The organism is Allobosea sp. P4_E12 (assembly GCF_056401655.1).
The window spans coordinates 224,651-247,356 of record NZ_JBFUIY010000001.1 but is presented as its reverse complement, the minus strand read 5'-3'; the positions used below and the strand labels follow the sequence as shown (position 1 = coordinate 247,356).

Here is a 22,706-nt window from a genome sequence, read left to right as displayed (position 1 = left end):
CCTCAGCGGCTCGCTGCGGCGAGCCAGGCGTCGATGAAGGTTCGGCGCTGCGTGCGCACCTCGTCCGGCGTGAACAGCAAGGTTCGTTCCGGCTTGACGACATCGGCGAATGAAGCCGGCAGTCCACCTGTCGCCTGTTTCGCCGGCATCATCCAGTTGCCTTCCGGGATCAGCGATTGGAAGGCGTCCGAAAGCGTGAAGGCGAGGAAGCGTTTGGCGAGTTCCGGCTGCCGCGTCGTGCGCGTCATGCCGGCGAGTTCGACATGCAGATAGTGGCCTTCGCTGAAGGGGGCGGCCTTGTACTGCGTCTTCTTCTCGGCGCCGATGTGATAGGCCGGCGATGTCGCGTAGGAGAGCACCATGTCGGCCTCGCCCTTGAGGAAGAGTCCGTAGGCCTCGGACCAGCCCTTGGTGAAGGTGACGATGCGCGGCTTGAGCCTGGTCCAGGCGGCGTCAGCGCCGTCGCCATAGACGGATCGCATCCAGAGCAGGAAGCCAAGCCCGGGCGCGCTGGTGCGCGGGTCCTGCAGCACGAGCTTTGGCCCATTCGGATCGTCGACAAGCTGCTTCAGGCTGGTGGGCGGCGCGGCAAGTTTGGTTGAATCATAGACGAAGGCGAGATGCCCCCAATCGAAGGGCAGGAAGGTATCGTCAGTCCAGGCGATGGGCAAAGTGAGCGCGGCACGGTCCTGGCCATGGGGCTGGAACAGTCCCGTCGCCTTGGCTTCTGCAGCAAGGTTCATGTCGAGGCCGAGCACGGCATCGGCCTTGGTCGCCTCACCCTCCAGCTTCAGGCGCGCGACGAGGGAGCCGGCATCATCGCTTGCGACCCAGTTCAGCGTGCAACTGCATTGCGCCTCGAAGGCCGCCTTCACTTTCGCGCCGGGACCGTATTTCCCGGTGAAGGAGGAATAAGTGTAGACCGTCAGTGCCGGTTTCTCCTGGGCCATGGACGGCGTCGCGAGCAGGAGCGCCGAGAGCGCGGCGGCGATCCGGGTCAACCGGTTGTTCAGAAAGGTCATGGCGTCACCCCGCATGCATTCGACGGCAGGCCATGACGGTCGAGAGGGAAGGCGGTCTCCGGATGCGAGACGCCAGTGCTCAATCCCTCCGCCGGCACGATCCGGATCAGGTTCGACGGGTTGAAAGCCCTGCGCTTCCCTCTCAGCCCGAAATCGCCGGGCACCCCGTTGAGACGGTCAAGGGAATAGCGAGCGGGCCGGGGCGAGTCCAGTTGATGCCGCCTGGCCATCGCAAGGGCCATTGCGTCTGGCCGCATGGTCATGCTGGTATATCTCTTGCTTAACAGAAGGCAGGCGCGCCAGGCGCGAAAGCTCAAGAGCAAGGGGATGCCGAATGCGACTCAATCGCCGTCAGATTCTGGCCGGAAGTTCCGCTTTAACCGCTTCCAGCCTCGTTGGATTTCCGTCGCGCGCGCAGTCGCGCGCCAATACGCTGCGCTTCATTCCGTCAACGCCGTTGCCCTCCCTCGATCCGATCGTCGCTACGAGCTATGTTATCCGCAATCACGGCTATCTGATATATGATACCCTCTTTGCGACGGACGCGCAGTTCCGCATCCAGCCGCAAATGGTCGAGAGCTGGGAGACTGCGCCGGACGGGCTGCGCTGGACCTTCCATCTGCGCGACGGACTGATGTTCCACGACGAGCAGCCGGTCAGGGCGCAGGACTGCATTGCCTCGATCAAGCGTTGGTCGGCGCGCGATGCCTTCGGGCAGACTTTCGCGACATTCGTCGAGGGTTACGATGTCGTCGATCAGCGCACCTTCGCCATCCGCCTGAAGAAGCCCTTCCCGATGCTGCCGGACGCGCTCGGCAAGCTCTCCTCGAACGTGCCCTTCATGATGCCCGAGCGCGTGGCCATGATGGAGCCAACCAAGAACATCACGGAGGCGATCGGTTCCGGACCCTGGCGCTTCATGGACAAGCAATGGGTGCCGGGCCAGAACGCGATCTATGAGCGCTTCGCCAAGTACAGGCCACGAGAGGAGGCTCCGTCCTGGGCCGCTGGCGGCAAGGTCGCCAAGATCGACCGTATCGAATGGTTGCCGCTGACCGAGGTTTCAGCCGCAGTCGGCGCGCTGATGCAGGGCGAGGTCGACTGGTACGAACAGCCGCCGGTCGATCTCCTGCCCCTGCTCAAGAGCAATCCCGAGATCGCGATCGAGAACGTGCCGCTGGGACTGATCTTGCTGATGCGTTTCAACCATCTGCAGCCGCCCTTCAACAATCCCGGCATCCGCCGGGCGGTGATGATGGCAATCGATCAGACCGACTACATGGAGGCGGTCGTCGGCAGCAAGGACTACTACAAGGAGTGCAAGACCTTCTTCACGCCGGGCTCGCCGATGTCGACCGGAGCGGGCGGACAGGCTGCACTCGGCAACAATCTGGAGCGGGCCAAGGCCATGCTGCAGGAGGCCGGCTACAAGAACGAGAAGGTGTTGCTACTGGCACCCGCCGACCAGCCGATCGCCTATAACCAGTGCCTGGTGACACAGGAACTGCTGAAGAAGCTCGGCATGACTGTCGATCTGGTCGCGACCGATTGGGCCAGCTTCATCGGCAGGCGTTCCAACCGCGGATTGCCGGACCAGGGCGGCTGGTCGGTGTTCCACACGCTCTGGTCGGGCGCCGACGTGCTCAATCCCGCGCTGCATCCGCTGTTGCGCAGCAATGGCCCTGCCGCCTGGTTCGGCTGGCCGGAGGATGCCACGCTGGAAGGTCTGCGCGATCAGTGGATTGCAACGCCTGAGGTGGCCAAGCAGAAGGAGCTGGCCGCCTCGATCGAGAAGCGCGCCTTCGAGACGGTGCCCTATGCGCCGGCGGGGCTGGTGCAGCAGCCAATGGCCTATCGCAAGAGCCTGACCGGCATGGTGCTCTCGCCCGTCCAGTTCTTCTGGAACATGGAGAAGAAGGCCTGAGGACGGAGCACCCGTTGCCGTCGGGATACTGGCTGATGCCAGAGGCACTGCGCTAGCGGCTCCGATCCGGAAACCATCGTCGCGCTCTGCGACGGCTTCCAGCTCTCCGCTTCACTCCGGCCGGAGTGAAGCGGTTCGATGCTGGTGCCGATCGTACAGCTTCTGCTTGCCGCGCAGGCGCGCTGCCCCGCGGCTGCGCTTGCGTCACTCCCGTTCCCCGCCTAATCAGCCCGGCAAGGCCGCTCTGGCCCCAGCAACATCCGACAAACGCGTGAGGCGACCATGGCGACCCACAAGCTCCTCCTCCTGCCGGGCGACGGCATCGGTCCCGAAGTGACCGGCCAGGTCGAGAAGATCGTCGGCTGGTTCGAGAGGCAGGGCCTCGCCTCCTTCGCCATCGAGCGCGGACTTGTCGGCGGCGCTGCCTATGACGCGCACAAGGCGGCGATCTCGGAAGGCGACATGAAGCTCGCCCAGGATGCCGATGCGGTGCTGTTCGGCGCTGTGGGCGGCCCGAAATGGGCGGATGTGCCCTATCAGCATCGCCCCGAAGCCGGCCTGCTGCGCTTGCGCAAGGATCTTGGCCTGTTTGCGAATCTGCGGCCTGCGATCTGCTATCCGGCGCTGGCTTCCGCCTCCTCGCTCAAGCCCGAGGTGGTCGAGGGGCTCGACATCCTGATCGTGCGTGAGCTCACCGGCGGCGTCTATTTCGGCGAGCCCAAGGAGATCGTCACGCTGGAGGACGGTTCCAAGCGCGGCGTCGATACCCAGCTCTACACCACGCCCGAAATCGAACGCATCGCGCGCGTCGCCTTCGAGCTGGCACGCACCCGCCGCAACAAGGTCTCCTCGGCCGAGAAGCACAACGTCATGAAGACCGGCGTGCTCTGGAAGCAGACGGTCACGGCCCTGCACGCCAAGGACTACCGGGATGTCGAACTCGAGCATGTGCTCGCCGACAATTGCGCCATGCAGCTCGTGCGCTGGCCGAAGCAGTACGACGTCATCGTCTGCGACAACCTGTTCGGCGATATTCTCTCCGACGTCGCGGCGATGCTGACCGGCTCGCTCGGCATGCTGCCCTCCGCTTCGCTTGGTGCTGAAGATCCGGCCACCGGCAAGCGCAAGGCGCTTTACGAGCCCGTCCACGGCTCGGCTCCCGACATTGCCGGCAAGGGCCTGGCGAATCCGATCGCGATGATCGGCTCCTTTGCGATGGCGCTGCGCTACTCCTTCGGCGCCATCGAGGCGGCCGACCGGCTCGAAGGCGCGATCGCCGATGTGCTTGGCGCCGGCACCCGCACCAAGGACATCGCCGCGCCGGGCGCCAATGCCGTCTCGACCGCCGAGATGGGCGATGCGATCGTCAAGGCGCTGGAAGCGCGCGGCTGACGCGTCCACTCCAAACACTCCGACGTCATCCCGGTCCTGCGCTTCGCTTGGGCCGGGATGCATGGAGCCATGCGGTGAGGGGCCCGATGCCTCTCCCCCTCGTGAATTGCACTTGAAGCTCATCTGTGGACTAAGCTTCGCTCTCTGAAACGGAGCATGTCCGTCGATGCTGATCAAACGCCGCCCTGGCTGGGAATTGCCCGAAAGCCAGGCCACTCCCGAACATATCGCCATGAACCGCCGGGCCTTTCTCGGCGGGAGCGCGGGGCTGATCGCCGGGAGTACATTGCCCCAGATCGCAGCCGCGCAAGGCGCGGATCCGACGCTCGATCTCTATCCTGCCAAGCGCAATGCGAGCTACACGCTCGACCGGCCGGTGACCGACGAGGAGCTGGCGGCGAACTACAATAATTTCTACGAATTCGGCATGTCCAAGGATGTCGTCAGTGCGGCGAAGAAGCTGCCGACGCGGCCCTGGAACATCGCGATCGACGGCATGGTCGAGAAGCCATTCGAGATCGGGTTCGACGATCTCGTCCGCAAGATGCCGCTTGAGGAGCGGCTCTATCGCTTCCGCTGCGTCGAGAGCTGGGCAATGGCCGTGCCCTGGACCGGCTTTCCGCTGAAGGCCCTGGTGGCGCTGGCGAAACCGCTCTCGAGTGCCAAATACGTCAAGTTCGAAACCTTCCTTAACCCGCGCGTCGCCTCCGGGCAGACGCAACGCTGGTATCCCTGGCCCTATACCGAGGGGCTGACTATGGCGGAGGCGAATAACGACCTGACGCTGATGGTGACGGGGATCTACGGCAAGCCACTGCCGAATCAGCATGGTGCGCCGGTTCGCCTGATCACGCCGTGGAAGTACGGCTTCAAATCGGTGAAGTCGATTGCGCGGATCAGCTTCGTCGCCGAGCGGCCCAAGACCTTCTGGGAGGCTCTGCAATCGTCGGAATACGGCTTCTGGGCCAATGTGAACCCGGAGGTGCCGCATCCACGCTGGAGCCAGGCCAGCGAGCAGGTTCTCGGTTCGCGCGTGCGTCGACCGACACTGCTCTTCAACGGCTATGGCGAGCAGGTCGCAGCGATGTACAAAGGGCTTGAAGGCGAGCGGCTCTACGTCTGAGGCCGCCGCTTCCGTCGGGAGGCGTGATGAGCCAGGGTTTCTGCCTGTTCGATACGGCAATCGGCGCCTGCGCGCTGGTCTGGAATGCCGAACGCCTGATCGGTGCGCAACTGCCGGAGCAGGATGAGGCGCGAGCCCGCCAGCGGTTGGCTCGGCGCTATCCGGAGGCTGTCGAAAGCGCTGCTCCGCCGTTCGTGCAGGATGCGATTGGCGCGATCATGGCATTGCTGCGGGGAGAGAAGCGGGATCTTGCTCACCTGCCTATCGAGATGGACGGTCTCTCGGCCTTCAACCGAAAGGTCTATGCCGTTGCCCTGAGCATCCCGCCAGGCGAAACTTTGACCTATGGCGAAGTCGCGGCGCGGATCGGAGAGCCGGGCGCAGCGCGCGCTGTTGGTGTCGCGTTGGGAGAGAATCCCTTTCCCATCATCGTGCCCTGTCACCGCGTCCTGGCGGCCAACGGCAAGACCGGCGGCTTCTCAGCCGATGGCGGGGTGGAGACCAAGCTGCGCATGCTGACGATCGAGAAGGCGCGCACCAGCGCTGTGCCGAGCCTGTTCGATTCGCTGCCGCTGGAAGCGCGGCGGCGCTGAGTTTTTCTCTCAGGCGAGTTTGAGAAGCTTGCGCTTCGGCTCCTGCGCTTCGTCGAAGCGGCTCCGCGCGGCCGTGATGTCGCGCCGGTTCGCGACGACCCAATCGCTGAGCGCCTTGACGGGATAGCGCAGTGAGTGCCCGAGTTCGGTCAACTCATAATCGACGCGTGGCGGAATCGTCTGGAACTGTGTGCGCGTGACGAGGCCGTCGCGCTCCAGATTGCGCACCGTCAGCGTCAGCATGCGCTGCGAGATGCTGCCGAGCGCGCGCTTGATCTCGGTGAAGCGCTTCGGCCCTCCGCCGAGCAGATCTACGACCAGCATCGTCCACTTGTCGCCGACGCGGGACAGCATCTCGCCAACGGCGCGGCACTCGTGAGGCACATGCAGGTTCTCTGGTGACAAAATTGTGCCTCCTTGCGTGGCTTTGACACAGGCATTTATTGAGCCTCGGTCTCTTTTTGTAACCAAGGAAAACTCCCATGGCAAAGCTGAAGCTCGCCGTCATCATTGGCAGCGCACGCAAGGATTCCATCAACGGCAAGCTCGCCGTCGCGCTGTCGCGACTCGGCTCCGGCGCCTTCGAGGCGAGCGTCATCACGATCGACGATCTGCCACTCTACAATCAGGATCTCGAGGCGAACTGGCCGGCAAGCGCGACGCGCCTCAAGAACGAGATCGCGGCTGCCGACGCCGTTCTCGTCGTTACACCTGAGCATAACCGTTCGATTCCCGCGCTGCTGAAGAATGCGATCGACTGGGCGGCGCGGCCCTATGGCAAGAGTTCCTGGCGGGGCAAGGTTGTCGCCATCGCCGGCACGAGCCCGGCAGCGATCGGTGCCGCGATAGCGCAGCAGCATCTGCGGGTGATTCTTGGCAATCTTGGTGCGCTGGTTATGGGCGGCGAGGCCTATATCGGCCTGAAGCCCAATCTGGTCGACGAGGCCGGCGATGTCCCCGATGAATCGACCCGCGCCTTCCTGCAGGCCTTCATCGACCAACTCGCCGAACTTGCGGGCCTGCTCGCGCGCCGGGCTGCATAACCACGCATGAAAAAAAGGCCAGCGTCCCGAGGGAGCTGGCCTTTGAAGTTTGAAACATCCGGCGTTACCGCCAAACATCTCAGAGGGGAACGGCTGGAACGAACTCAACGCCGGGAGGAGAATGCGGAGCCCGTTCCGAACAACCGTGATTGCTATATCGGGCAGCACGTGCCGTTTTGCAATGCAGCATAGCTTGGGGCCGCTATGCGGAAACTGCATGACCTATCATTATGTGCGACAAATTTTAGCCTAAATGGCTGAAAGCATGCGTTCGCCGCAGCGCGGGATACCCGCGCTGCGCGCATAGCCGGGGCATCCGGCCGTTTAGTAGGTCCAGCGCTGGGCCTTCTGGATCAGGAAGTCGCGGAATGCCTGCACCCTGGCCACCGACTTCATCTCTTCCGGATAGACCAGATAGCTTTCGAGTTGCGGCATCTCAGTCTCGCGCATGAGCTGGACGAGGGGTGAGCCGGTCTCGATCAGATAGTCCGGCAGCACCGCGATGCCCGCGCCGCTGTCGACTGCCCGCTTCATCGCCGTGATGTTGTTCACGGTGAGATGGATCGGGCGTGGGTTGCGCTGTTCGCGGCCCAGGGTTCCGAGCCAGTGCACGGCGGTCAGATAGGACGGCGAGGTGCTGCCGAAGGACAGGAGCCGGTGATTGTCGAGATCCTCGTAGCTCTTCGGCTCACCGAAGCGCTTGATATAGGCCGGTGAGCCATAGACGTGGAAATGCACGGTGAAGAGCTTGCGCTGGATCAGGTCCGGCTGCTGCGGCTGGCGCAGGCGAATCGCGATATCGGCCTCGCGCATCGAGAGGTCGAGTTCCTCATCGGTGAGGATGAGGTCAACCTTGATGTCGGGGTAGAGATCGAGGAACTCCGCCAGCCTTGGGGTTAGCCAATGGCCGCCGAGACCGCGTGTCGCGGTGACCTTCAGCTCGCCCGATGGATGCTCGCGCGTCTCCGAAAGCTGGGCGCGCGTACGCTCCAGGCGCTGCGTCATCTCGCGTGCCGCGCGCCAGAGCAATTCGCCCTGCTCGGTGAGAATGAGCCCGCGCGTATGGCGGTGAAACAGCGGTGCACGCAGCTCACGCTCAAGCGCGCCAATCTGCCGACTAACGGCGGATTGACTCAAACCAAGTACGTCGCCAGCCTTGGTAAAGCTGCCGGATTCTGCGACGGTATAAAAAATCCTGATGCGGTCCCAATCCACCGCGTTTCCCCCGTTATGCGTTTCGTGCATGTTGGGGGGTAAAACGCAGGAACGTCAACGATTGCTTTGCCGACGGGGCCTCTTTTCACACTGAATCTCGTGAGACAACCCATCAACAATCGTGATGGGTTGTCTTTTTCGGCCTATTCGGCCGCTTCACGCTGTTCCGTGACGTTGGCGGCAAGCCATCTTTCGGCATCGAGCGCGGCCATGCAGCCCAGTCCCGCGGCCGTCACCGCCTGGCGGTAATGCTCGTCGGTGACGTCACCCGCGGCAAAAACGCCGGGGATGTTGGTCTGCGTCGTGCCGGGCGCCACGTCGAGATACCCTGATTCACGCATGGCGAGCTGCCCGGTGAAGAGTTCGGTCGACGGCTTGTGGCCGATGGCGATGAAGACACCGTCGGTCTTCAGTTCGCTCTCTGCGCCCGTCTTCAGGTTGCGGAGCTGCAGATGCGTGACTGACGGCGGCTGCGTGCCGCCGCAGATCTCGGCGATCTCGCTGTCCCAGACGACCTCGACCTTGGGATGCTTGAACAGGCGATCCTGCAACACCTTCTCGGCCCGCAGCGAATCGCGCCGGTGCACCAGGGTGACCTTCGCAGCAAGGTTGGCGAGATAGAGCGCTTCCTCGACCGCGGTATTGCCGCCGCCGACGACGACCACTTCCTTGCCGCGGAAGAAAAAGCCGTCGCAGGTGGCGCAGGCCGAGACGCCAAAGCCCTGGAAGGTCTGCTCCGAGGGGATACCCAGCCACTTCGCCTGGGCGCCGGTGGCCACGATCAGGGCATCGCAGCTATAGGTGGCGCCGCCATCACCCCAGAGCCGGAACGGGCGCTGTGACAGATCGACCTTCGAGATATGGTCGGAAACCATCTTGGTGCCCATGTGCTCGGCCTGGGCGCGCATCTGCTCCATCAGCCACGGCCCCTGAACCACGTCGGCAAAACCCGGATAGTTCTCGACATCGGTGGTGATCATCAGCTGGCCGCCAGGCTGGAAGCCCGAGATCATCACCGGTTCAAGCAGCGCGCGGGCCGCATAGATCGCGGCGGTATAGCCGGCGGGGCCCGAGCCGATGATCATTACGCGGGCATGGGTATGAGCCATGGTTTCGGTCCTTTTCGCGCAGCGTGGCGCTGCGTCCTCGTTCCGTCAGATACGGTCTCGTGCGGCGGACGCAAGCCCAGGCCCGCTCATGCTCAGGCGAGGCCGAGTTCGGCGCGGTGCCGCAACCAAGCCTGTCGCACCGCTTCCGCGATGACGCCGGTGGAGTCTATGGGGTCATAGCGGGTGCCATCAAGCCGTCCCTCGAAATGATGCACAACGCCTTGCCGCTTCAGCGCCTCGAGGAAGCGAGCGAATTTGCTGTGGCCGCCATGCGGCTCGAAGACGAGGAGGGGGGCGCCGGTGGCTGCAGCCTCGCCGACGATATTGGTCGAGTCTGCGGTGACGACCACGGTATCGGCATTGGCGAGCAGCGGCACATAGGGATTGGCGCCCGTGCCATCCCACCACCAGCCGCCATGGCGCGCGAAGACCTCGGCAATGGCCTTGTCGAGCGCATCCGGCGTACGTCGCGAGCGCGAGCCCATCAGGGCAACGCCCGAGCCCGCGAGCGCATCGAGTGCGTTCGCGAAACGGACGATGTCATCGGGCTGGAAGCTATGATGCCGGCTGTCGCCGCCCACCATGACCGCAGCGCGCGGTCGGGGCAGGGCGGCGATGGCCGGCGGCGGGCTCTGCCTGGCCTGAGCGAGCTGGCCGGGGGAGAGCCGGTGCGGCGATGTCACGGTGACGAGCACGTTTGGGCCACGCAGGCGATCATGCTCGGAGACCCAGATCAGGTCGGCTGCTCCGGCTCCGATCCTCGGATCCTTGAGAAAGACGGTGAAGGTCCTGCCCTTCGAGGCCTTCTTGACCGCACGCAAATAGGCGGCGGCACGCCGGCCCGAAGCGACGACGATATCGGGGAAAGGCGGGCGGATCGGGCTTTGAGGTCTGTGGGAGGCCTCGCGAGGATCGATCGGCCCGCGCGGCATCAGCCAGCTCCAGGGGCGACCGGGGGCGATGTGCCGGATCTCTGGGGTGATGCCGAGCCGTTCGGCGACGCCAAGGCACTGTATCTCGTCGCCAGCCTTGCCGTCGGTGAGGACCCAGATCGTCGGGATCGGTTCAACTGGCAAGAGCAGGCTCCGCGGCAGTGGTTGGGACGCCTTGTATCGCGTGGGAGCTGCGTCTACACCAGCGCGACTTTGCTCTGGGGATCTGTGTGCGTTCCAAACTCGACGAAATCGATCTGCGTATCCTGCGCGAATTACAGGCCGACGGGCGCATGACCAATGTCGAGTTGGCGAGCCGGGTCGGCATCTCGCCGCCGCCCTGCCTCCGGCGTGTCCGGGCACTCGAGGAAGCGGGGCTGATCACCGGCTATCGGGCGCAACTCGATGAGCGCAAGCTCGGGATCGAGGTCGTCTGCTTTGCCTTCGTGCATCTCGCCAGCCAGGCCGAGGCCGATCTCGCGATATTCCAGGAGCGCATCCGCAAGTGGGGTGCCGTGCGCGAATGCTGGACGCTCTCGGGCGACATCGATTTCATCCTGAAATGCGTGGCGCCTGACCTGAAGGCGTTTCAGGACTTCGTCGGAGAGCTGACTGCGCTGCCGAATGTCCGCAATGTGCGCACGGCCCTGGCGCTTGACCGCGTCAAGGACGAGCCGATCGTACCGTTCGGCTAGAGCATGCTGCGAAAAAGTGGCAACGGCTTTTCGCATCACGCATGCTCTAAACTATGAGAATCGATCACGCTGCGTTTGGACGATTTCGTCCAAGCGCAGCGTGATCTAGCGGGGGCCGGATGCAGATCGCGATCCGCAAGGCGGGCATCGAGCATCTGCCGTCCATCCTGGCGCTCTATGCGCAATTGAATCGCGATGACCCGCGCCCGAATGCCGAAATGGCCGCCGAGACCTGGCACCGGATCCTGGGCAGCGACCTGATCACGGTTCACATCGCCGAATTGGGCGGAGCCGCCATCGCAAGTTGCGTGATCGTGGTCGTGCCGAATCTCACCCGGAACCTCAGCCCCTTTGCGCTGATCGAGAATGTCGTCGCGGACGCGCGGTTTCGGGGCCAGGGGCTTGGAAAGCGGGTCATCGGCGCCGCTGTCGAGCAGGCCTGTTCGGCAGGATGCTACAAGGTCATGCTGCAGACGGGGCGAAAGGACGAAGCGGTGCTCGGTTTCTACGAGGCCTGCGGGTTCTCGCGCAGCAAGACCGCCTTCGAGATCAGGCGGCCCGCGGCTCATTCGCCGACATAGCGTCTGATCCAGGCGGCGTTGGTCCGGACCAGGGCCGCGAGCCGGCGCTTGTCGAAGCCGGGCTCGAACCAGGCGCCTCCGGATGAGGCTGATGAAGACGAAACGATCGGGTAGCTTGCGATAACCCGTCCATCGGCAGCGATCAGCCGGGCTTCGGATTCCATTCCGTCCACAGTGCCGCCGGTTTCCTCCGCGTCGCCGCCCGAATAGCTCGGCATGTTGATGCGAAGCACCGAGACGACAAGCGTCGAGCCCGCGCGGCCGCTGCCGGCAAGTTCGCGTTCCAGCTCTGCCTTCACAAGGGCGGCGTTGGGACCCCAGCCCTGTTGAACAAGGTGGGAAACATCGACGCGCACGCCGCCTGCGGCCGCCTGGACCGAGACAGCGAACAAGGCAGAGGCAGTGCCGCCGAGTGCGGCGGCCAATACGGCGCGACGATTCAGCATGGCTCTCTCCTGTCGGACAGGGACATCGTACTGCATTCCGCAGGGGCGCAACTGAAGCAATGAACTACGCCGCCACCGAGTGCGGCGCCATACGCGGCAACGACAATCCCAGCCGTGTGAACGAGATCAGCCGGCCACGTAACGTTTGATCCAAGCGACGTTGTTCTGGATCAGGCTGACGATGCGGCGCTGATCGATATCCTGCAGATACCAGGGACCCGAATAGCTGGCGGAAATCGTCGAGAGCACCGGATAGGACGCAAGCACGCGATTGCCTGCGCCGACCAGGACCGCCTCACTGTCGAGATTGTCGTTGTTCTGGCCGCCGCCACCGCCCCAACGGCCGCCGCCATTGCCAGCGTAACTCGTCAGGTAAATGCCGCGGACCTTGACGACGAGAACCGGCCCTCCGCGCTGGATGGCGCCGGCAAAGGCGGTCCGAAGTTCCCGTTCCATGCCGGCTTTGATCGTGCCGGCATTGGCCCCCCAGCCTTGCTCGACGAGGCGGGAGACATCGACATGGATGCCGCCGATCGGACCTTGCGCCTGGGCAAGCGCCGATGCGGCTCCAAGCGGCGACGACGCGAGCGCCGTGGCCGCCAATGATGACATGAGAAACGCGCGACGGGTGGTCATGACTGTATCTCCCGATGCCAATGCATCACCGACGAGATAATCGTCCGGGGGCATCAATTCTATGCCCCCGGAGGCCTCAGCGGAAGCTGACGCTCACGACTTCGTAGGACTTGCCGCCGCCGGGGGTGTTGACCTGCACGGAATCGCCGACCTTCTTGCCGATCAGGGCGCGCGCGATCGGCGAGCCGATCGAGACCTTGCCGGAGCGGACGTCGGATTCCGGCTCGCCGACGATCTGATAGATCTTGGCTTCCTCGGTGTCGTCGTCGATCAGATGGACGGTCGCGCCGAATTTGATCGTGTCGCCGCCGAGCTTGGTGACATCGATGATGTCCGCCCGCCCAATCAGCGATTCCAGCTCCAGGATCCGACCCTCATTGAGGGACTGTGCCTCCTTGGCCGCATGATACTCGGCATTCTCGGAGAGATCGCCAAGTGCGCGCGCTTCCGAGATCGCAGCGATGATGCGTTGACGTTCGACCTGCTGGCGTTGCTTCAGCTCGACCTCGAGGGCGGCAAATCCGCCCACCGTCATAGGAACCTTATCCATCTTCTCGTCCCAATTCCGAAAGCCAGAACCCGCCGGCCGCGTCCCCCGCGGCCTGCGTTCAGCTTCCGATCGTTTTCAGAACTGCTTCGGCCGCGCGGCCGTTCAGGCGGCGCGGACGAAGTAGGATTGCAGCGATCGTACTTCGAGATCGCCGCTGCAATAGGCCTTGATGCCCTCGGCAGCCGCGATCGCTCCGGCCAAGGTGGTATAATAGGGCACCTTGTGCAAGAGGGCGGTGCGGCGCAACGAGCGTGAATCCGCGAGTGCCTGTGGGCCGTCCGTCGTGTTGAAGACGAGCTGGATCTCGCCGTTCTTGATTGCGTCGACGACGTGCGGCCGGCCTTCCAGAACCTTGTTGATCTTGGCGGCTGGAATGCCTTCCTCCTGCAACAGGCGCAGCGTTCCACCGGTGGCAAGGATGCGGAAGCCGAGATCGGACAGGATGCGCATGGAGGGCACGATGCGCGGCTTGTCCGCGTCGCGCACCGAGACGAACACAGTCCCCTTGATCGGTACCTTGGAACCTGCACCGAGCTGGCTCTTGGCGAAGGCGATGTCGAAGGAACGATCGAGGCCGATGACCTCGCCGGTCGAGCGCATCTCCGGACCGAGCAGCACGTCGACGCCGGGGAAGCGCGCGAAGGGGAAGACCGCTTCCTTGACGCCGACATGGGTCAGAGCAGCGGGCTTCAGCCCGAAGCTCGCGAGGCTCTCGCCGGCCATGATGCGCGCTGCGATCTTGGCGATCGGTTCGCCGATGACCTTGGCGACGAAGGGCACCGTGCGCGAGGCGCGCGGGTTGACCTCGAGGACATAGATGACGCCGTCCTTGATGGCGTATTGCACGTTCATCAGCCCACCGACATCGAGCGCCAGCGCCATGGCCTTGGTCTGGCGCTCGAGCTCAGCGATGGTCGCCAGCGAGAGTGAACGGGGCGGCAGCGAGCAGGCCGAATCGCCCGAGTGGATACCGGCCTCCTCGATATGCTCCATGATGCCGGCGATGAAGGCGTCCTTGCCGTCGCTGAGGCAGTCGACATCGACCTCGATCGCGTCCGAGAGGTAGCGGTCGAACAGCAGTGGGTTCTTGCCGAGCACCGTGTTGATCTGGCCGGTCTTGTCGTTCGGGTATTTCGCCTTCACCTCGGACGGGATCAGGCTCGGAAGCGTGCCGAGCAGATAGTCCTCGAACTGCGGCTCGTCGCGGATGATCGCCATGGCACGACCGCCGAGCACATAGGACGGACGCACGACGAAGGGCAGGCCGAGCTCGGCCGCGATCATGCGCGCCTGTTCGACTGAATAGGCGATGCCGTTCTTGGGCTGCTTCAGATGCAGCTTGTCGAGCAGGCGCTTGAAGCGGTCGCGGTCCTCGGCGAGGTCGATCATGTCGGGCGAGGTGCCCAGGATCGGGATGCCGGCCTCTTCGAGCGCATTCGCCAGTTTCAACGGGGTCTGGCCGCCGAACTGGACGATGACGCCATGCAGCGTGCCGCTGCGCTTCTCGGTCTCGAGGATCTCGAGCACGTCCTCGGCGGTCAACGGTTCGAAATAGAGTCGGTCGGAGGTGTCGTAGTCGGTCGAAACCGTCTCCGGGTTGCAGTTGACCATGATGGTCTCATAGCCGGCATCGCGCAGCGCGTAGCAGGCGTGGCAGCAGCAATAGTCGAACTCGATGCCCTGGCCGATGCGGTTCGGGCCGCCGCCGAGGATGACCACCTTCTTGCGGTCGGACGGGTTGGCCTCGTCAGCCGGCATGCCGGCGAAGGGCATGGCATAGGTCGAGTACATATAGGCGGTCGGTGAGGCGAACTCAGCGGCGCAGGTGTCGATCCGCTTGAAGACCGGCCGCACTTCGAGCGCATGTCGGCGCTGGGTCACCTCGGCCTCGGTCAGGTTCGCGAGCGCAGCGAGGCGCTTGTCCGAGAAGCCCATCGCCTTGATCTGGCGGAAGGCGCCGGGCGTCGTCGGCAGGCCGTACTTGCGCACCTTGTCCTCGGTCTCGACCAGCCCACGCATCTGCTCGAGGAACCAAGGATCGATCTTGCAGCTTTCGTGGATCTGCTCGTCGGTGAAGCCGAAGCGCATCGCTTGGGCCACCTGCAGCAGACGGTCTGGCGTCGGCGAGGAGAGGGCGGCCTTGATCGCGTTCTTGTCGTCGCCCTGGCCCAGACCTTCGATTTCGATCTCATCGAGGCCGTCGAGTCCGGTCTCCAGCGAGCGCAGCGCCTTCTGCAGCGATTCCTGGAAGGTGCGGCCGATCGCCATCGCTTCGCCGACCGACTTCATTGCGGTCGTCAGGGTCGGCTCGGCGCCGGGGAATTTCTCGAAGGCGAAACGCGGGATCTTGGTGACGACATAGTCGATCGTCGGCTCGAACGAGGCCGGCGTCGCGCCGCCGGTAATGTCGTTCTCGATTTCGTCGAGCGTGTAACCGACGGCAAGGCGCGCGGCGACCTTGGCGATCGGGAAGCCGGTCGCCTTGGAGGCCAGCGCCGAGGAGCGCGAGACGCGCGGGTTCATCTCGATGACGATCATCCGGCCGGTGGCAGGATCGACCGCGAACTGCACGTTCGAGCCACCGGTCTCGACGCCGATCTCGCGCAGCACCGCCAGCGAGGCGTCGCGCATGATCTGATATTCCTTGTCGGTCAGCGTGAGCGCCGGGGCGATGGTGATCGAATCACCGGTATGGACGCCCATCGGATCGATGTTCTCGATCGAGCAGACGATGATGCAGTTGTCCGCCTTGTCGCGGACGACCTCCATCTCGTACTCCTTCCAGCCGAGCACGCTCTCTTCGATCAGCACTTCGCTGGTCGGCGAAGCGTCCATGCCGCGCTCGCAGATCTCGATGAATTCGCCCTTGTTGTAGGCGATGCCGCCGCCTGTTCCACCCATGGTGAAGGAGGGGCGGATGATTGCCGGCAGACCGATGTCGTCAAGCGCCTCGAGGGCTTGGCCGAGCGTCCTGACATGGTGCGAGCGCGGCGTATCGAGACCGATCTTGGTCATCGCCTCGCGGAACAGCTCGCGGTCCTCGGCCTTGTCGATGGCTTCGGCGGTGGCGCCGATCATCTCGATATCGAATTTCTCGAGTACGCCCATCTTCTTGAGCGAAAGCGCGCAGTTCAGTGCCGTCTGGCCGCCCATGGTCGGCAGCAGCGCAAAACCGCCGGGCAGGACGTTGCGCTCCTTCTCGATGATCTTGGCGACGATCTCGGGCGTGATCGGCTCGACATAGGTGGCATCCGCGAGGTCCGGATCCGTCATGATCGTGGCCGGATTCGAATTGACCAGGACGATGCGGTAGCCCTCGGCCTTCAGTGTCTTGCAGGCCTGGGTKCCGGARTAGTCGAACTCGCAGGCCTGGCCGATGAYGATCGGGCCGGMGCCGATGAYGAGGATCGTCTTGATGTCTGTGCGCTTGGGCATGGGTCCGGCCAGTGCTTGTGCGGGCGCGCGCCGGACGGATCCCCGTCCGCGAGGAAAGGGGAGTCAGCGAGCGCCTGAATGAATGCTAGGCGCTCGCTATAGAGGGAGGTTGCCGCGGAAGGAAGGGAAAAGCGCGCTTACCTCTCTTCAACGCACAGACGTCGCCACAGGGACCCTGCCGATTTCCAGTTCGCGACGCGCGGTCCGGCGTCGCCGGATGGAGATCCAAAGCAGGGTAAGTGCACCGATCTCGCACATCGCGCCGACGAAACCGAGTTGCCATGAGGCGCCGTGGCGCAGGGTCTGCTGGCCCAATGCCGAGCCGGCGGCGATGCCGATATAGAGCGCGGATGCATTGAGCGAGAGCGCGACGACGGTCGCGTCGGGCGCCATCGCGGCGAGCCTCGACATCTGCGAGGGGTGCCCGGCCCAGCCGGCCATGCTCCAGACGAAGAGGATCGCCGGAGCGACGAAGACGGCCGCCGCGGGGGGCAGCGTGATCGCCATGAGCGAGGCGGAGGCGAGCGCCAATGCGAGCACCGTGAGGACGAGGGTGAGGGTGCGCTCCGGGCCGAAGCGGTCGCTCGCCATTCCACCAGCCTGGTTGCCGATGGCCGAACCGATGCCGGAGACGATCAGGGCGGCGCTGAGCCAGGGGCCGCTGATGCCGGCATGGGTCGCGAGGAAGGGCGCGACATAGGTGTAGAGCGTGAAGGCGCCGGTGGTCCAAAGCGCGGTGGTGCCGAGCGCCAGCAGCACATCGGCGCGGCGAGCGACCTGCAGGCGCTCGCCGAGCGAATTGGCGCCGCGCGGCAGGTCGTCAGGCAGGTTCAGGAGCAGCCCGGCGACGCCAAGGGCGCCAATGAACGCGACCAGGAGGAAGGCGAGATGCCAGCCGCCATAGGAGGTGATGGCGGTGCCGAGCGGGACGCCGAGAATCAGCGAAACCGTCATGCCGCCCGTGACCAGCGCGATAGCCCGGCCACGCCGCTCCGGTAAGACCAGCGCGACCGCGACCGCGTTGGCCGACGGCATGAAGACGCCGGCCGCGAGCGCCATGGCGATGCGCGCGACCATCAGCCAGGCGAAGCTCGCCGCGAAAGCGGCAAGCAGATTGGCAAGGGCGAAGACGCTGAGCGAGCCGGCGAGGACCATCCGGCGGTCGACGTCGCCCAGCAGGGTGGAAAGGACCGGGGAGCCTAATGCATAGGCGACGGCGAAGATCGAGATCAGCAAGCCGGCCGTATCGATCGAGGTGCCGAAGGCGGCCGCCAGATTCGGCAGGATGCCGGTGATCATCAGGCTTCCCGTGCCGATGACGAAGGCGCCGCCGGCGAGCCAGACGAGACGCGTGTCCATTGGACATTCCTTCAAAATTTCAATGATCGTTGAATTTAAGATCGTGTTCGATCTGCCGTCAATCTTAATTTCAATGAACGTTGAATATTGTCAGGAGTGCCGCAATCTCCTATGTCCGGGGCATGAAGCCGATCTTTCATCCCGACATGGACGGCATTGACGCAGCGACGGTCTTTGGCGCGCTTGCCGATCCGACGCGGCTCGCCATCGTCCTGGCGCTGGCCGACTCCGAGGAGTTCGAGGCGCGCTGCGGAAGTTTTACGGATTTCGCCTCCCCCTCGCTGCTGGCCTATCATTTCGCCAAGCTGCGCGAGGCGGGCATAACCCGGGCCCGGGCGGAGGGCACGTCCCGCTTCATCAGCCTGCGGCGCGGAGAACTCGACGGCCGCTTCCCCGGGCTGCTCGACAGCATCATTGCGACGGCGCGGCGCGATCCGTCGCTTCCCCGGTTTTCCGAAGACAAGCTGCTCGCTCCGTAGGGGGCATCAGCCCATCCCGGTCGAAACCGGCTTGCCAATGTTTCGCATCGCTGTTTATGTTATGTTGTAACATAACATAATGGATGCCGAATGGATTCCCGCCTTCCCGTCACCGTGCTCTCCGGCTTTCTCGGGGCCGGCAAGACCACGCTCCTCAATCACGTCCTCAACAATCGGGAAGGCCGCAAGGTTGCGGTCATCGTCAATGACATGAGCGAGGTGAATATCGACGCCGATCTGGTGCGGGAGGGCGGGGGCAAGCTCTCGCGCACCGACGAGAAGCTGGTCGAGATGAGCAATGGCTGCATCTGCTGCACCTTGCGTGATGACCTGCTCGCCGAAGTGCGTCGCCTCGCCGGGGAAGGACGCTTCGACTACCTGCTGATCGAAGGCACCGGCATTGCCGAGCCCTTGCCGATCGCCGCGACCTTCGAGTTTCGCGACGAGGATGGCGCCAGCCTCTCCGATCTCGCGCGGCTCGATACGATGGTGACCGTCGTCGATGCCATCAACCTGATGAAGGATTATGGCTCGCGCGACTTCCTGCGTGAGCGCGGCGAGACGGCGGGCGAGGACGACGAGCGCACCCTGGTCGATCTCCTGGTCGAGCAGATCGAGTTCGCCGATGTCGTCGTCCTGAACAAGGTGTCGGATGTCGCGCCGGAAGAGCGCGATCTGGTGCGCAAGATCATCCGGGCGCTCAATCCCGATGCAAAGCTGGTCGAAACCGATTTCGGGCGTGCTCCGCTCGCAGCGATCCTCGATACGGGCCTGTTCGACCATGAGAAGGCGGAGCAGCATCCGCTCTGGTACAAGGAGCTCCATGGCCGCCGGGATCATGTTCCGGAAACCGAGGAGTATGGCATCTCCTCCTTCGTCTACCGCGCCCGGCGGCCATTCCATCCGGAGCGGTTCGACGCCTTCCTGGCGCGCGACTGGGACGGCCTGATCCGTGCCAAGGGCCATTTCTGGCTGGCGACCCGGCCGGAATGGGTCGGCGAGATGAGCCTTGCTGGCAGCGTCTGCCGAACCGAGGCGATGGGGTTCTGGTGGGCGTCCGTGCCGCGCAGCCGCTGGCCCGACCATCCCGAATGGAACGCAATCCTGAACCGACACTGGCATTCGGTCTGGGGCGACCGGCGGCAGGAGCTGGTCTTCATTGGCTCGGGCATGGACCAGCAGGCCATCGCCAGCGCGCTCGACGCCTGCCTGCTCGGCGAGACGCCGACCATCAGCTTCAAACCGGAACGCTACCGCGACCTGCCTGACCCATTTCCGGTCTGGCGCCGGGCCGCTGCGGCCTGAGAGATCCGGTCCGCATACCGGCGGACCTTTGCCCTTCGTTCACAGGAGACAACGATGCGTTTTCAGTTCGCAGCGGGAGCTGCGCTTACCCTTGTTCTCGCCGCAGCTGCGGCCTCTGCCCATGATCACGCCACCTTGCGTGGCCGGCTCGTCTTTGCAGATCACGAGAAGCCGGTCGTGCGCGTGCTCGACCTCGACTCCGGCGAGGTGACGCATAGCTTCGATGTGCCGAAACCCAACCCGTCCTTCGCCAGCGCCGAGGGCGGCCGTTTCATCGTCATCAAGACAGGCGACGAGGTTGGCACCATCCGCTTCCTCGATAGCGGACTGCGCTATGAATCTCATGGCGATCACGTCGATGTCGACAAGGGGCCGGTCAGGCTGCTCGACTTCGCCGTGAAGGGCGACCGCCCGGCCCATGTCGTTTCCAGGCATGGGCAGATTGCGCTGTTCTTCGACGGAGACAGGCCCTGGGAGCGCAAGAGCGAGCCGAAGGCGGTGCTGGTCGATCTCAAGAGCCTGGATGGCAAGTCTCCCGTCAGCAAGATATGGCCAAGCCCGGCGCCGCAGCACGGCATTGCCATTCCGCTCGGGCGCCGGCAGTGGCTGATGTCGGTGCCGAATGCGATCTACGCCAAGGGCGAGGACCGCAGCGCCTCGTCTCGGCCGGACGGCTTTGAAATCCTCGAGCGCGGCAAGGGCTGGAAGCGGGTCGCAAGCTTCAACGATCCTGCACGCACTGACGCCTCCTGCAAGCTCTTCCACGGTTATGCCGAGAGCAAGGGGCGCCACGTCTTCGGCTGCAATGACGGGGTGGATGGCGGCGTTCTCGTCCTCGCCCGGGATACGTCCGGGCGCTGGACTGCGCGCAAGATCGCCTATCCCGACGAGCGGCGCGTCAGTGCCATCAAGGCGCGCACGGGCGCGCGCTATGCCGTCGCCAATTACGGGCTGAAGGGGCCATACAATGCGCTTCTGCGGATCGACCCTGCCGCAACCTTGCTCTCGGTCGCGGATGTCCTGCCGGTGCCAGGCGGTCAGCCAGCCTGCCAGTTCGATCTCGACGCCGGTGGCGACCGCCTGGCGAACCTCACACCGGACGGCAAGCTCCGCGTCTATGAAATCGCGCCGGCCTGGCGAGAACTCGCCAGCTTCGACGCGGTACCCGCCTTCGATTGCCAGTACGGCGCGAAATCGCCGACGCCGAGCCTGGGCATCGTCGGGAACAGCGCCTTCGTCAGCGATCCCACGAGCGGTCGTATCAGGGAGTTTCATTTGGATACGCTGAAGCAGGGGCTCGACATGCCGGTCGGCGGGATGCCCGCCAATCTCGCCGGCGGTGGCGATGCCGGCTGAAGGGCTGCGCGGAGCGTTCCGGTCGGAATTCCGGAAGCCATCACGGCACACCGCGATCTGATGACTTCCGGACCTGCGCCGCCTCGCGCCTTGCCTGGGCTGCCTTGATTGAGTGTGCCATGCGGGGCTTGCGCGGGCCTTCACGCGAGCCGGTACTGGCCAGCAGGAAAATGCTGTAGAGGGCGGGGATGCCTCTCTCTCGTCTTCCCCGTCAGTCGCGCCAGATCGTGGCCTATGTTTTCTCCGGTGGCGTGACGGCGGTGGCGCATTATGCGCTGCTGATCGGACTGGTCGAGCTTGGCGGGGTCGCCCCGGTGCCGGCTACGCTTGCCGGTTTCACGCTCGGCGCGGTCGTGTCCTATACGCTGAATCGCTGGCTGACCTTTGACGCTACGCACAGCCACGCCCAAGCGACCTGGCGCTTTGCGCTGATCGCAGCGGGCGGCTTCGTGCTGACCGGCATCCTGATGCATATCTTCGTGACGCGGGCTGGCCTACCCTATCTGCCGATGCAGATCGTCACGACGCTGCTCGTGATGGTGTTCTCCTTCCTCGGCCATAAATTCTTCTCCTTCGCGGATCGCGAAGGCGTCTAAAGCATCGGCCCGAAATGTGGATTGCGGTTTTCGGGAAGGCCGATGCAAACACAAAGGGTTAGATCATCTGTCCGGATACGATTTCCGGGCCGATGATCTAGTGGCGGCTTAGCCCGGATTGCGGGCGCGGAAGGTCATGCGGTGGGGGTTGTGGCCGAAGTTCGGCTGGCGCTCGATCTCGTCGAACCCGCCCTCTCGGATCAAAGTGACGATGGCGGTATCGCTATAGGTCGAGAGCCCGTACTCGGCGCGCAGCTTCCGGTAGTCGGAGAACGCGGTGCGTACGAGCCCGCCGAGCGCGGCAATCAGGAAGCCGCCGCGCCAGGCGAAGGAGAGCAGTTGCGTGGCGTCGGTCAGCGCGCTGACATCGGGTGGAATCACGTCGGCGATGACGAGATGTCCGCCGGGCTTCAGCTTGCGCCGCCAGAGCAGGAGCAACTGCGCCAGCTCCTCGCGGCCGAGATACTGGATCAGCGAGTTGGCGACGACGAGATCGAGCGCGCCGTCGTCCAGTGCCTCGATCTCCTCCGGCGAGACGACGGTGATCGCCGGGATCGCGCCAAAGGTCGCGCGCAGCTTTTCACGCACGCTCGGGGCGGCCTCGCAGAGATAGAGCCTGGCGCAGGCTGCGGCGACGCGATCGGCGGCGAGGGCTTCGCCACAACCGTGATCCAGTACGACCGCCTCGGGCGAGGGGATATGGCGAATCAGGTCGGTGGCGATCTGGCGGTAATGCAGCAGCTTGTGACGGGGCGAGACATAGATCGCGTGCTCGCTGTTCCAGAAATCGCGCCAGGACATCGTCTCGCCGTCATCCGCTCAGTGACGGACACACGGGCGCCCGTTTCGGCCTCAGGACTACGCTGTCGCTGCGGGTATCGGCAACCGCCGATATGGAGTTCGCGCAACACCTCG

General features: G+C 64.3%; 22 protein-coding genes and 1 riboswitch. Of the genes, 11 read left to right on the top strand and 11 right to left on the bottom strand.

Going from position 1 to position 22,706, the window contains the following annotated elements; all coding sequences use genetic code 11:
* Positions 1-2: 2 nt before the first annotated feature.
* Complete coding sequence (gene thiB, locus AC1DW9_RS01165; protein WP_441505259.1) at positions 3-1,022, bottom strand: thiamine ABC transporter substrate binding subunit; 1,020 nt, start codon at positions 1,020-1,022, stop codon at positions 3-5.
* 66 nt (positions 1,023-1,088) lie between these two features.
* Positions 1,089-1,200: riboswitch (TPP riboswitch) on the bottom strand.
* 156 nt (positions 1,201-1,356) lie between these two features.
* Here thiB and AC1DW9_RS01160 point away from each other — a divergent pair.
* From AC1DW9_RS01160 to AC1DW9_RS01145, 4 genes are all read left to right on the top strand, one after another.
* A complete protein-coding gene (locus AC1DW9_RS01160) occupies positions 1,357-2,946 on the top strand; it encodes an ABC transporter substrate-binding protein (RefSeq protein ID WP_441505260.1) in 1,590 nt (529 codons plus the stop codon).
* A 282-nt stretch (positions 2,947-3,228) separates the two neighbouring features.
* Entirely contained in the window at positions 3,229-4,338 is a 1,110-nt protein-coding gene (gene leuB, locus AC1DW9_RS01155) for a 3-isopropylmalate dehydrogenase (protein ID WP_441489419.1), read from the top strand.
* Between the two features lie 166 nt (positions 4,339-4,504).
* Positions 4,505-5,461 (top strand): protein-methionine-sulfoxide reductase catalytic subunit MsrP, encoded by a 957-nt coding sequence (msrP, locus tag AC1DW9_RS01150; RefSeq protein ID WP_476775159.1) that lies wholly within the window; start codon positions 4,505-4,507, stop codon positions 5,459-5,461.
* A 26-nt stretch (positions 5,462-5,487) separates the two neighbouring features.
* A complete protein-coding gene (locus AC1DW9_RS01145; RefSeq protein ID WP_476775158.1) occupies positions 5,488-6,054 on the top strand; it encodes a methylated-DNA--[protein]-cysteine S-methyltransferase in 567 nt (188 codons plus the stop codon).
* A gap of 9 nt (positions 6,055-6,063) precedes the next feature.
* On the opposite strand, the gene AC1DW9_RS01140 is transcribed toward AC1DW9_RS01145, so the two are convergent.
* Positions 6,064-6,408, bottom strand: coding sequence for a winged helix-turn-helix transcriptional regulator (locus tag AC1DW9_RS01140; protein WP_441505367.1), 345 nt, complete (start codon positions 6,406-6,408; stop codon positions 6,064-6,066).
* A 128-nt stretch (positions 6,409-6,536) separates the two neighbouring features.
* On the opposite strand from AC1DW9_RS01140, the gene AC1DW9_RS01135 reads away from it, so the two are divergent.
* A complete protein-coding gene (locus AC1DW9_RS01135; protein ID WP_476775157.1) occupies positions 6,537-7,097 on the top strand; it encodes an NADPH-dependent FMN reductase in 561 nt (186 codons plus the stop codon).
* A gap of 324 nt (positions 7,098-7,421) precedes the next feature.
* Here AC1DW9_RS01135 and AC1DW9_RS01130 read toward each other — a convergent pair whose 3' ends face one another.
* The 3 genes from AC1DW9_RS01130 to AC1DW9_RS01120 all read right to left on the bottom strand — a co-directional run bounded on the left by AC1DW9_RS01130 (position 7,422) and on the right by AC1DW9_RS01120 (position 10,497).
* Positions 7,422-8,312 carry a LysR family transcriptional regulator gene (locus AC1DW9_RS01130; protein ID WP_043233503.1) on the bottom strand — a complete coding sequence of 297 codons (891 nt, stop codon included), beginning with the start codon at positions 8,310-8,312 and terminating at the stop codon, positions 7,422-7,424.
* Between the two features lie 143 nt (positions 8,313-8,455).
* A complete protein-coding gene (trxB, locus tag AC1DW9_RS01125) occupies positions 8,456-9,421 on the bottom strand; it encodes a thioredoxin-disulfide reductase (protein ID WP_476775156.1) in 966 nt (321 codons plus the stop codon).
* A gap of 92 nt (positions 9,422-9,513) precedes the next feature.
* Positions 9,514-10,497 (bottom strand): mitochondrial fission ELM1 family protein, encoded by a 984-nt coding sequence (locus AC1DW9_RS01120; RefSeq protein ID WP_441505263.1) that lies wholly within the window; start codon positions 10,495-10,497, stop codon positions 9,514-9,516.
* An 86-nt stretch (positions 10,498-10,583) separates the two neighbouring features.
* Between AC1DW9_RS01120 and AC1DW9_RS01115 the strand changes: the two genes are divergently transcribed.
* Positions 10,584-11,048: an Lrp/AsnC family transcriptional regulator gene (locus AC1DW9_RS01115; RefSeq protein ID WP_441489413.1), complete on the top strand. Its 465-nt coding sequence runs from the start codon at positions 10,584-10,586 to the stop codon at positions 11,046-11,048.
* A gap of 119 nt (positions 11,049-11,167) precedes the next feature.
* A complete protein-coding gene (locus tag AC1DW9_RS01110; RefSeq protein WP_441505264.1) occupies positions 11,168-11,629 on the top strand; it encodes a GNAT family N-acetyltransferase in 462 nt (153 codons plus the stop codon).
* Here AC1DW9_RS01110 and AC1DW9_RS01105 read toward each other — a convergent pair.
* The 5 genes from AC1DW9_RS01105 to AC1DW9_RS01085 all read right to left on the bottom strand — a co-directional run bounded on the left by AC1DW9_RS01105 (position 11,614) and on the right by AC1DW9_RS01085 (position 18,055).
* Positions 11,614-12,075, bottom strand: a complete 462-nt coding sequence (locus tag AC1DW9_RS01105) for a hypothetical protein (RefSeq protein ID WP_441489411.1) — start codon at positions 12,073-12,075, stop codon at positions 11,614-11,616. The genes AC1DW9_RS01110 and AC1DW9_RS01105 overlap by 16 nt on opposite strands.
* Positions 12,076-12,201: 126 nt before the next feature.
* Positions 12,202-12,711, bottom strand: a complete 510-nt coding sequence (locus AC1DW9_RS01100; RefSeq protein WP_441489410.1) for a hypothetical protein — start codon at positions 12,709-12,711, stop codon at positions 12,202-12,204.
* A 76-nt stretch (positions 12,712-12,787) separates the two neighbouring features.
* The gene (gene greA / locus AC1DW9_RS01095; RefSeq protein WP_113513985.1) at positions 12,788-13,261 is read right to left on the bottom strand and encodes a transcription elongation factor GreA; all 474 of its coding nucleotides are present in this window, start codon (positions 13,259-13,261) and stop codon (positions 12,788-12,790) included.
* 102 nt (positions 13,262-13,363) lie between these two features.
* A complete protein-coding gene (carB, locus tag AC1DW9_RS01090) occupies positions 13,364-16,696 on the bottom strand; it encodes a carbamoyl-phosphate synthase large subunit (RefSeq protein WP_476855008.1) in 3,333 nt (1,110 codons plus the stop codon).
* Between the two features lie 147 nt (positions 16,697-16,843).
* A complete protein-coding gene (locus AC1DW9_RS01085; protein WP_441505265.1) occupies positions 16,844-18,055 on the bottom strand; it encodes an MFS transporter in 1,212 nt (403 codons plus the stop codon).
* Positions 18,056-18,177: 122 nt separating this feature from the next.
* Here AC1DW9_RS01085 and AC1DW9_RS01080 point away from each other — a divergent pair, with 122 nt between their 5' ends.
* The 4 genes from AC1DW9_RS01080 (at position 18,178) to AC1DW9_RS01065 (ending at position 21,791) form a co-directional block, all read left to right on the top strand.
* Complete coding sequence (locus AC1DW9_RS01080; protein ID WP_476768557.1) at positions 18,178-18,534, top strand: ArsR/SmtB family transcription factor; 357 nt, start codon at positions 18,178-18,180, stop codon at positions 18,532-18,534.
* Between the two features lie 90 nt (positions 18,535-18,624).
* The gene (zigA, locus tag AC1DW9_RS01075) at positions 18,625-19,839 is read left to right on the top strand and encodes a zinc metallochaperone GTPase ZigA (protein WP_441505267.1); all 1,215 of its coding nucleotides are present in this window, start codon (positions 18,625-18,627) and stop codon (positions 19,837-19,839) included.
* A gap of 54 nt (positions 19,840-19,893) precedes the next feature.
* Entirely contained in the window at positions 19,894-21,195 is a 1,302-nt protein-coding gene (locus AC1DW9_RS01070) for a hypothetical protein (RefSeq protein WP_441489405.1), read from the top strand.
* Positions 21,196-21,383: 188 nt separating this feature from the next.
* Positions 21,384-21,791 (top strand): GtrA family protein, encoded by a 408-nt coding sequence (locus tag AC1DW9_RS01065; protein ID WP_441505268.1) that lies wholly within the window; start codon positions 21,384-21,386, stop codon positions 21,789-21,791.
* A gap of 108 nt (positions 21,792-21,899) precedes the next feature.
* Here the strand turns inward: AC1DW9_RS01065 and AC1DW9_RS01060 are convergent, their stop codons facing one another.
* On the bottom strand, positions 21,900-22,592 hold the full coding sequence (locus AC1DW9_RS01060; protein ID WP_441505269.1) for a methyltransferase domain-containing protein: 693 nt from the start codon (positions 22,590-22,592) through the stop codon (positions 21,900-21,902).
* Positions 22,593-22,706 lie beyond the last annotated feature (114 nt).